This is a genomic window from Paraburkholderia sp., from assembly GCF_035656215.1.
Taxonomy (GTDB): Bacteria; Pseudomonadota; Gammaproteobacteria; order Burkholderiales; family Burkholderiaceae; genus Paraburkholderia.
In genome coordinates, this window is record NZ_DASRSY010000154.1 from 1 (window position 1) to 8,537 (window position 8,537).

7 protein-coding genes and 1 pseudogene are annotated in these 8,537 nt (G+C 62.7%); 6 read left to right on the forward strand and 2 right to left on the reverse strand.

All coding sequences use genetic code 11. The features are described 5' to 3' along the window. Both VFE81_RS08980 and VFE81_RS08985 read right to left on the reverse strand, forming a co-directional pair. Window positions 1-1,220 (reverse strand): homoserine dehydrogenase (locus tag VFE81_RS08980; RefSeq protein WP_325044255.1); only part of this gene is annotated, 1,220 nt, incomplete at its 3' end. Window positions 1,221-1,296: 76 nt separating this feature from the next. Continuing rightward, entirely contained in the window at window positions 1,297-2,544 is a 1,248-nt protein-coding gene (locus tag VFE81_RS08985; protein ID WP_325044260.1) for a pyridoxal phosphate-dependent aminotransferase, read from the reverse strand. A 553-nt stretch (window positions 2,545-3,097) separates the two neighbouring features. On the opposite strand from VFE81_RS08985, the gene VFE81_RS08990 reads away from it, so the two are divergent. The 6 genes and pseudogenes from VFE81_RS08990 to VFE81_RS09015 all read left to right on the forward strand — a co-directional run. Beyond that, window positions 3,098-3,472 (forward strand): Mth938-like domain-containing protein, encoded by a 375-nt coding sequence (locus VFE81_RS08990; protein ID WP_325044256.1) that lies wholly within the window; start codon window positions 3,098-3,100, stop codon window positions 3,470-3,472. Between the two features lie 230 nt (window positions 3,473-3,702). Beyond that, on the forward strand, window positions 3,703-5,454 hold the full coding sequence (locus VFE81_RS08995) for a glycosyltransferase family 39 protein (protein WP_325044257.1): 1,752 nt from the start codon (window positions 3,703-3,705) through the stop codon (window positions 5,452-5,454). A 25-nt stretch (window positions 5,455-5,479) separates the two neighbouring features. Further along, window positions 5,480-5,851, forward strand: a complete 372-nt coding sequence (locus VFE81_RS09000; protein WP_120291601.1) for a DMT family transporter — start codon at window positions 5,480-5,482, stop codon at window positions 5,849-5,851. A 257-nt stretch (window positions 5,852-6,108) separates the two neighbouring features. Continuing rightward, window positions 6,109-7,260 (forward strand): DegT/DnrJ/EryC1/StrS aminotransferase family protein, encoded by a 1,152-nt coding sequence (locus VFE81_RS09005; protein ID WP_325044258.1) that lies wholly within the window; start codon window positions 6,109-6,111, stop codon window positions 7,258-7,260. A gap of 6 nt (window positions 7,261-7,266) precedes the next feature. Further along, window positions 7,267-8,310 (forward strand): glycosyltransferase, encoded by a 1,044-nt coding sequence (locus VFE81_RS09010; RefSeq protein WP_325044259.1) that lies wholly within the window; start codon window positions 7,267-7,269, stop codon window positions 8,308-8,310. Next, a pseudogene (locus VFE81_RS09015) lies at window positions 8,307-8,537 on the forward strand (formyltransferase); the annotation flags it as partial. The gene VFE81_RS09010 and the pseudogene VFE81_RS09015, both read left to right, overlap by 4 nt.

Genomic DNA, 8,537 nt, shown 5'->3' on the forward strand with positions numbered 1-8,537 from the left:
AGGATGATGTCGGTTTCGCCCTTGCCGTTCGCGTCGACCTGCTCCGATTCCTTCTGCAGCAACGCGTCGATCGAGATGCCCGTATCCGCCAGAATGCGCGTGATGTCGGCCAGCACACCCGTCACGTCAGCCACGCGCAAACGCAGGTAGTAGCCACTCGTCACTTCGTCGATCGGCAGGATCGGCGTGCTCGACAGGCTGTCCGGCTGGAACGCCAGATGCGGCACGCGATGCTCCGGGTCCGCCGTATGCAGACGCGTCACGTCAACGAGGTCGGCGATCACCGCGGATGCTGTCGGCTCCGCGCCCGCGCCCTTGCCGTAGTACAGCGTCGAGCCGACTGCGTCGCCATGCACGACGACCGCGTTCATCGCGCCTTCCACGTTCGCCAGCAGCCGCTTCTCGGGAATCAGCGTGGGATGCACGCGCAGTTCGATGCCCTTGTCCGTGCGGCGCGCAATGCCGAGCAGCTTGATGCGATAGCCGAGTTCCTCGGCGTATTTGATGTCGATTGCAGCGAGCTTGCTGATGCCTTCGACGTACGCCTTGTCGAACTGCACCGGCACGCCGAACGCGATTGCGCTCATGATCGTCGCCTTGTGGGCGGCGTCGACGCCTTCAATGTCGAAGGTCGGATCGGCTTCGGCGTAACCCAGTTCCTGCGCGGCTTTCAATGCGGTCGCGAAATCGAGCCCACGGTCGCGCATCTCGGAAAGGATGTAATTCGTCGTGCCGTTAATGATGCCCGCGATGTACTGGATGCGATTGGCTGTCAGGCCTTCGCGCAATGCCTTGATGATCGGAATGCCGCCCGCCACGGCCGCTTCGAACGACACCATCACGCCGTTGGCGCGCGCCGCCTCGAAAATCTCCGTGCCGTGCACCGCGAGCAGCGCCTTGTTGGCCGTCACCACGTGCTTGCGGTTTTTGATCGCGCGCAGGACGAGGTCGCGTGCCACGCCCGTGCCGCCGATCATTTCCGCCACGATATCGATCGACGGATCGTCGACCACCGCATTGAAGTCATCGGTCAGCGCCACGGTGCCGGCTTCACTGCCGAGCGCCGCGCTCGCCTTGGCGGGATTGCGCACGGCAATGCGCGCGATCTCGATGCCGCGGCCCGCGCGGCGTTTGATTTCTTCCTGATTGCGGCGCAGTACCGTGAAGGTGCCGCTGCCTACCGTGCCGAAGCCCAGCAGTCCAACTTTGATCGGTTCCATGCAGCGTGTGTTTTCGAGTAAGTGATTAAAAGGAAACTGGGGCTGGCAGCGGCGCGCGCGAGGCGCGCCGTCCATCTCAAGCCGAGTGACGTTTGCGGTAACCGTCGAGGAAGCGCGCGATCCGGTTGATCGAATCCGCGAGGTCGTCCACGTTCGGCAGGAACACGACGCGGAAGTGATCCGGCGTCTTCCAGTTGAAACCGGTGCCTTGAACAAGCAGCACGCGCTCTTCCAGCAGAAGATCGAGGATGAACTGCTGATCGTCCTGAATCGGGTAAATCTTCGGATCGAGGCGCGGGAACATGTACAGCGCCGCCTCCGGCTTCACGCAACTCACGCCGGGGATGGCCGTCAGCATGTCATACGCGAGTTCGCGCTGTTTGTACAGGCGCCCGCTCGGCACGATCAGGTCGTTAATGCTTTGATAGCCGCCGAGCGCGGTCTGGATCGCGTACTGGCCGGGCACGTTCGGGCACAGGCGCATCGAGGCCAGAATGCCGAGCCCTTCGAAATAGTCTTTACCATTGCGGCGGTTCTCGCCGGTCAGGCCCGAAATGAACATCCAGCCGGCGCGGTAGCCGCACGAACGGTAGCTCTTCGACAGGCTATTGAACGTGACGGTGAGCACGTCTTCGGAGAGCGCGGCCATCGACGTGTGCTTCTTGCCGTCGTAGACGATCTTGTCGTAGACCTCGTCGGCGAAGATAACGAGGCCATGCTGGCGGGCGATCTCGATCAGGCCGAGCAGCAGTTCGTCCGAGTACAGCGCACCGGTTGGGTTGTTCGGATTGATGACGACGAGCGCACGCGTATTCGGCGTAATTTTCGCGCGGATGTCGTCCAGATCAGGCATCCAGCGGTTCGATTCGTCGCAGATGTAATGCACGGGCGTGCCGCCCGAGAGGCTTACGCCCGCAGTCCACAGCGGGTAGTCCGGTGCGGGCAGCAACACTTCGTCGCCGTCGTTCAGCAGGCCCTGCAGCGCCATCACGATCAGCTCGGAGGCGCCATTGCCGATGTAGATGTCGTCCAGTTCGACGCCATGCACGCCCTTTTGCTGCGTGTAATGCATGATCGCCTTGCGCGCGGCGAACACACCCTTGGAATCCGAGTAGCCCGACGAGCCCGGCAGATTCAGGATCATGTCCTGGATGATCTCATCCGGCGCTTCGAAGCCGAACGGCGCGAGATTGCCGATGTTCAGCTTGATGATGCGGTGACCCTCTTCTTCGAGCCGCTTCGCATGTTCGAGGACGGGCCCGCGAATGTCGTAGCAGACATTCAACAACTTGTTGGATTTGAGAATCGGTTTCACGGCGGGCACTTCATCCTGTTGATGGGCTTGGGCGAACAAGCGGGAGGCGAAAATACGCCGGCCCGGACAAGTCCGCCGATACGGGGAATTATGACGCGGCACGACCGCCCGACACAGATCGGGCCGCCAGACACGGGTTGGGCCGACTTCCCGAGCCGGTTAGGCGCGCGTCCGGCGGATTGCGCCGGTGCAGCAGCCAAACAGGCAAAAGCAGACAAAAGCAGGCCAAAGCGGGCAAAAAACAGTCGAGAAACAGACGAAAAGCGGGCAGAACCGAGGCAGGTAGCCGGTGGGCCGCGCCCATGCCCTCAGTGCGGCTTATGACAGCACATGAGGCGCCACTTGAGCGAGGGCCGCCGCGAGGCGGCTAAAAAGCTATAATTTAGCGGATTTTGGCCGACTTCCGCAATGCACCAACCGCAACGGCAAGCCTTTTCGGCCGCTTCTGTGTCACCCGCTGTGCAACTTGCGTGTCCCACTCGCGTCAAACCGCCCTGCTTCCATTCTGCCCGGTCAGGCCGCCAACACGCATGATGTCTCACGACGACTTCGGAAAACGAATTTGAAATTACATCAGGATTCCAGCGGCGCCCTCAACACCGTCACCGGCTACGGCGTCGACTATGTCGAAATCAATCTGGTGCGCCATTCGGGCAGCATTCTCGTGCTGCCGGAAGCACCCGTCATCCCTTGGCCAGTCTCCTCTTTCGACGACCTGAGCGCCGAGCACTTCGCCATGCTGGTGGACGCCGCGCCCGAAGTCGTCGTGTTCGGCAGCGGCGAACGGCTGCGCTTCCCGCATCCGCGCCTGACCGCCGCGCTCACCGCCAAACGCATCGGCGTTGAAACGATGGACTTCAAGGCCGCCTGCCGCACCTACAACATTCTGATGGCCGAGGGCCGCAAGGTCGCGGCCGCGTTGCTGATCGAAGCATAGCGGCGCCGCGTGGGCGCCGCGAAGTTGGCGTTTAGCTGGCGTAGAGGCACAGGCCGCCACGCGTGGCGTATGTGGCTATGTGGCGTGTGTGGACACCGGAGCGGCCCCACCCATGGCCGCGTCACGGCCGATCACGTACACTGCGCGCCATTGGCGCCACGCTGGCGATCGCCCTTTCCAAATAACACCGCCTCGCCGCGCACGCGGCGTCGCCAAAAAGGTTGAAATCCATGAACGATACGCCGACAAGGCTACCGCTCACTCGCACCACGATCCTGCTGCTGGTGCTGGCCCTCGCCCTGATCTGGTTCGTGCCGCTCGGTTGGCGCCATCTGCTGCCGAGCGACGAAGGCCGCTACGCCGAAATGGCGCGCGAGATGTTCGTCACTGGCGACTGGATCACGCCGCGCTACAACGGCTACAAGTATTTCGAGAAGCCGCCGCTGCAAACCTGGGCGAACGCGCTCACGTTCGCGTGGTTCGGTATCGGCGAATGGCAGGCGCGGCTCTACACCGCACTGACAGGCTTTGCCGGCGTGCTGCTGATCGGTTTCACCGGCGCGCGCGTGTTTAATGCGGCGACCGGCGTATTCGCGGCGATCGTGCTGGCCACGTCGCCCTACTGGAACCTGATGGGCCACTTCAACACGCTCGACATGGGCCTGTCGTTCTGGATGGAACTGACGCTCTGCGCGCTGCTGCTTGCCCAGCGCCCCAACCTGGCCGCAGCCAACGTGCGGGCATGGATGTGGGTGTGCTGGGGGGCGATGGCACTGGCGGTGCTGTCCAAGGGCCTCGTCGGCTTGATTCTGCCGGGCGCTGTGCTGGTGCTGTACACCCTGGTCGCGCGCGATTGGGCCGTATGGAAGCGGCTGCATCTGATCGGCGGTCTGGTCGTGTTCTTCGCGATCGTCACGCCATGGTTCGTGCTGGTGCAGCAGCGCAACCCCGAATTCCTGAACTTCTTCTTCATCGTTCAACAGTTCAAACGCTATCTGACGCCTGAACAGAACCGCCCGGGGGCGTTCTACTACTTCGTGCCGGTGCTGCTGGTCGGCTTCCTGCCGTGGTTGTCGGTGACCTTCCAGAGCGTGCGCCACGCGTGGCGCCTGCCACGTCAGCCGAACGGCTTCGCGCCGGTCACGCTGATGCTGGTGTGGATCGCGTTCATCTTCCTGTTCTTCAGCGCGTCGCACTCGAAGCTGCTCTCCTACACGCTGCCGATCGCGCCGCCCATCGCGCTCCTGATCGGCATGTACCTGCCGCTTGTCACACGTGACCAACTGCGCCGCCATCTGGCAGGCTACGCGCTGTTTCTCGTCGTGGCCGCGTTTGCCGCGCTGTTCATGTCGCGCTTCGGCGACGCGCGCAACCCGACTGAGTTGTATGTCGAATACCGCACCTGGGTACTGGCGGCACTCGGCGTCGCTTTCGTGCTGACGCTGGCCGCGTTGTGGCTGAACCGCCGCAGCCGCGCCGGCACCCTTGGCGCCATCGCGAGCTTTGGTGCGGCGTGGCTGCTGCTCGGCACGATTGCCGGCACGGGTCACGACGTATTCGGCCGCCTGAGTTCCGGCGCGCCGCTCGCGCCCGCCATCAAGGCCGAGATCGCAAAGTTGCCGGCCGATACGCCGTTCTACTCGGTCGGCGTGCTCGACCACACATTGCCGTTCTATGTCGACCATACGATGATCATGGTCGAACATCCTGACGAGCTGGCATTCGGCGTGTCTGTCGAACCGCAGAAATGGGTGCCGTCGGTCGACGCGTGGATCGAGCTCTGGAAGGCCGACCGCTACGCGCTCGCGCTGATCCCGCCGGCAACCTATGACAGGCTGCTCAAAGAAGGGCTGCCAATGCAGGTGGTCGCACGCGACCCACGCCGGGTCATCGTGATGAAACCCGTGGCGGTGGTGCCCGCGCCCGCCTCCGACGCGGCGGCGCAAAGCGCACCCGCGCCAGTAGAAAAACCACAACAATGACCCCATCTCAGGAACTGACCGTTCGATGAACCCGATTTCCCTCTTTTGTATCCTCGCGGGCGTCACATTGAACGCCGGCGCGCAGTTGCTGCTCAAAGCCGGAACGAATGCCGTTGGACACTTCGAATTCACCCGTGCGAACATCCTGCCCATCGCCTTTCGCCTTGCAACCCAGCCGCCGATCATCGGCGGGCTGGCCTGCTATGTGATCAGCGTGGGCGTCTGGGTGGTCGGACTCTCGCGGGTGGACGTGTCGATCGCCTATCCAATGTTGTCGCTCGGATACGTCGTCAACGCGTTCGCGGCGTGGTATCTATTCGGCGAAGTGATGTCGGTGCAGAAGCTGGTCGGGATCGGCGTCATCCTGATTGGCGTCGTCGTCCTGGCGCGCAGCTAGGCGCCATGTCCCCGGCCACGCTGTGCCGGGCACGATTTATTACCGTTTATTGCCGGCGCGGGTGCAAGCGCTGCGACAATGCCGGCTACAAAAGATGCGGCAAGCCGGGCACCGTCGCCGGCTAAGAAAAACGTAAGGTTGGCCGCGGTAAGCTTGGCGGTTGCGCCCTTTTTTAGTCGTAGCCTTGGGTTTGCGCGTAGTTTGTGCTTTACTTCGCGCCCTTCGGGTTGCGCCCCTTTCAATCGAGCGAAGCATTCATGAGCCAGTCAACAGTCCCGTTTTTGCCGTTTGTCAAACCTGAAATCGATGAAGAAACGATCCAGGGCGTCGCCGACGTGCTGCGCTCCGGCTGGATCACCACCGGCCCGCAGAACCAGAAGTTCGAAGCCGCGCTGTCCGAGTTCTGCGGCGGCCGCCCGGTGCGCACGTTCAATTCCGGCACCGCGACGCTCGAAATCGGGCTGCGCATCGCCGGCGTGGGCGAAGGCGACGAAGTCATCACCACGCCCGCCACGTGGGTCTCGACCAGCAATGTCATCTATGAAACCGGCGCGACGCCGGTGTTCGTCGACATCGATCCGGTGACCCGCAACATCGACCTGAATCTGCTGGAAAAGGCCATCACGCCGCGCACCAAGGCGATCATCCCTGTATACCTGTCGGGCCTGCCGGTGAATATGGACCGGTTGTATGAAATCGCCCGCGCCCACAAACTGCGCGTGATCGAAGACGCCGCGCAGGCCTTCGGTTCGACATGGAAAGGCGAGCGGATCGGCAAGCTCGGCGACATCGTCTCGTTCAGCTTCCACGCGAACAAGAATCTGACCTCGATCGAAGGCGGCGCGCTGGTGCTGAACAACGAGGAAGAAGCGATTCTTGCGCAAAAATATCGCCTGCAAGGCATCACCCGCACCGGCTTCGACGGCATGGACTGCGACGTGCTGGGCGGCAAGTACAACCTGACGGACGTCGCCGCGCGCGTCGGCCTCGGCCAGTTGCCGCATCTGGAGCGTTTCCTCGCGCAGCGCAAGAAGCTCGTGCGCGTCTATTTCGCCGGTCTCGAAGGCGGTGCGGCGGTCAAGCTGGGCATCGGCCTGCCGTGTGCCGACTTCGAAAACAGCAACTGGCACATGTTCCAGATCACGCTGCCGCTCGAAAAACTGTCGATCGACCGCGCCGGCTTCATGGGCCAATTGAAGGAACGCGGCATCGGTTCGGGCGTGCATTACCCGGCGATTCACCTATTCTCGCTGTACCGTGCGCGCGGCTTCAAGGAAGGGATGTTTCCGCACGCGGAGCGCTTCGGCGCCACCACCGTCACGCTGCCGCTGTTCACGCTGATGAACGAAGGCGACGTGGAGCGGGTCTGCCGCGCGGTCAATGAAATTTGCGAACAATACGGAAAATAAGCGGAAATGATTTATTCGGAACATCGCGCCGCCGCACCGGAAGTGTCGATCATCATCCCGGTGTACAACGAGGAAGCCGGGCTGGCCGCGCTGTTCGCGCGCCTCTACCCGGCGCTCGACGCGCTCGGCACCGGCTATGAAGTGATCTTCATCAACGACGGCAGCCGCGACAAATCCCCCGCCCTGCTCGCCGATCAGTTCCGCGCGCGGCCCGATACGACCCGCGTGATCCTGCTGAACGGCAACTACGGCCAGCACATGGCGATTCTGGCGGGCTTCGAGCAATCGCGCGGCGAGATCGTCATCACGCTCGACGCCGACCTGCAGAATCCGCCGGAAGAAATCAGCAAGCTGGTCAACAAGATGCGCGAAGGCTACGACTACGTCGGCACGATCCGCCTGCAGCGCCAGGACAGCTTGTGGCGCCGCAAGGCGTCGCGCGCGATGAACCGTCTGCGCGAGCGCATCACCCGCATCAAGATGACCGACCAGGGCTGCATGCTGCGTGCGTATAGCCGGCACATCATCGACACGATCAACCGGTGTGGCGAGATCAACACCTTCATTCCGGCGCTTGCGTACACCTTTGCGCAGAATCCGGTCGAGATCGAAGTCGCGCACGAAGAGCGGTTTGCCGGCGAATCGAAGTACTCGCTTTACAGCCTGATCCGTTTGAACTTCGACCTGGTGACCGGCTTCTCGGTCGTGCCGCTGCAATGGCTGTCGTTCATCGGCGTGATCCTGTCGCTCGGTTCCGCGGCGCTGTTCGTGTTGCTGCTGATTCGCCGCTTCATCATCGGTGCGGAAGTGCAAGGTGTATTCACGCTGTTCGCTATCACCTTCTTCCTGCTCGGCGTGATCATTTTCGCGTTGGGCCTGCTGGGTGAATACATCGGCCGGATCTATCAGCAAGTGCGCGCGCGACCGCGTTATCTGGTGCAGACGATTCTCGAGCAGCGCGACGGCACTACCGTGACCGAAGCGCCGCGTCAGGCGGTTGTGCAAGCCGTGCAAGCCGCGCCGCTGGCGGATCAGGAACCTAACCCATGAAGCCACGTGCCGTCGTATTCGCGTATCACAACGTCGGCGTGCGCTGCCTGCAGGTGCTGCTCGCGCGCGGCGTCGACGTGGCGCTGGTCGTCACGCACGAGGACAGCCCGACCGAAAACATCTGGTTCGGCAGCGTCGCCTCGATTGCAGCCGAGCATGGCATTCCGGTCGTCACACCAGCCGATCCGAAAAGCCCGGAATTGCGTGCCGCGGTGAGCGCCGCGCGG

Coding starts and splice junctions, on each gene's coding strand:
- VFE81_RS08995 (WP_325044257.1), top strand. CDS start 3,703: ATGAACGATACGCCGACAAGGCTACCGCTCACTCGCACCACGATCCTG.
- VFE81_RS09000 (WP_120291601.1), top strand. CDS start 5,480: ATGAACCCGATTTCCCTCTTTTGTATCCTCGCGGGCGTCACATTGAAC.
- VFE81_RS09005 (WP_325044258.1), top strand. CDS start 6,109: ATGAGCCAGTCAACAGTCCCGTTTTTGCCGTTTGTCAAACCTGAAATC.
- VFE81_RS09010 (WP_325044259.1), top strand. CDS start 7,267: ATGATTTATTCGGAACATCGCGCCGCCGCACCGGAAGTGTCGATCATC.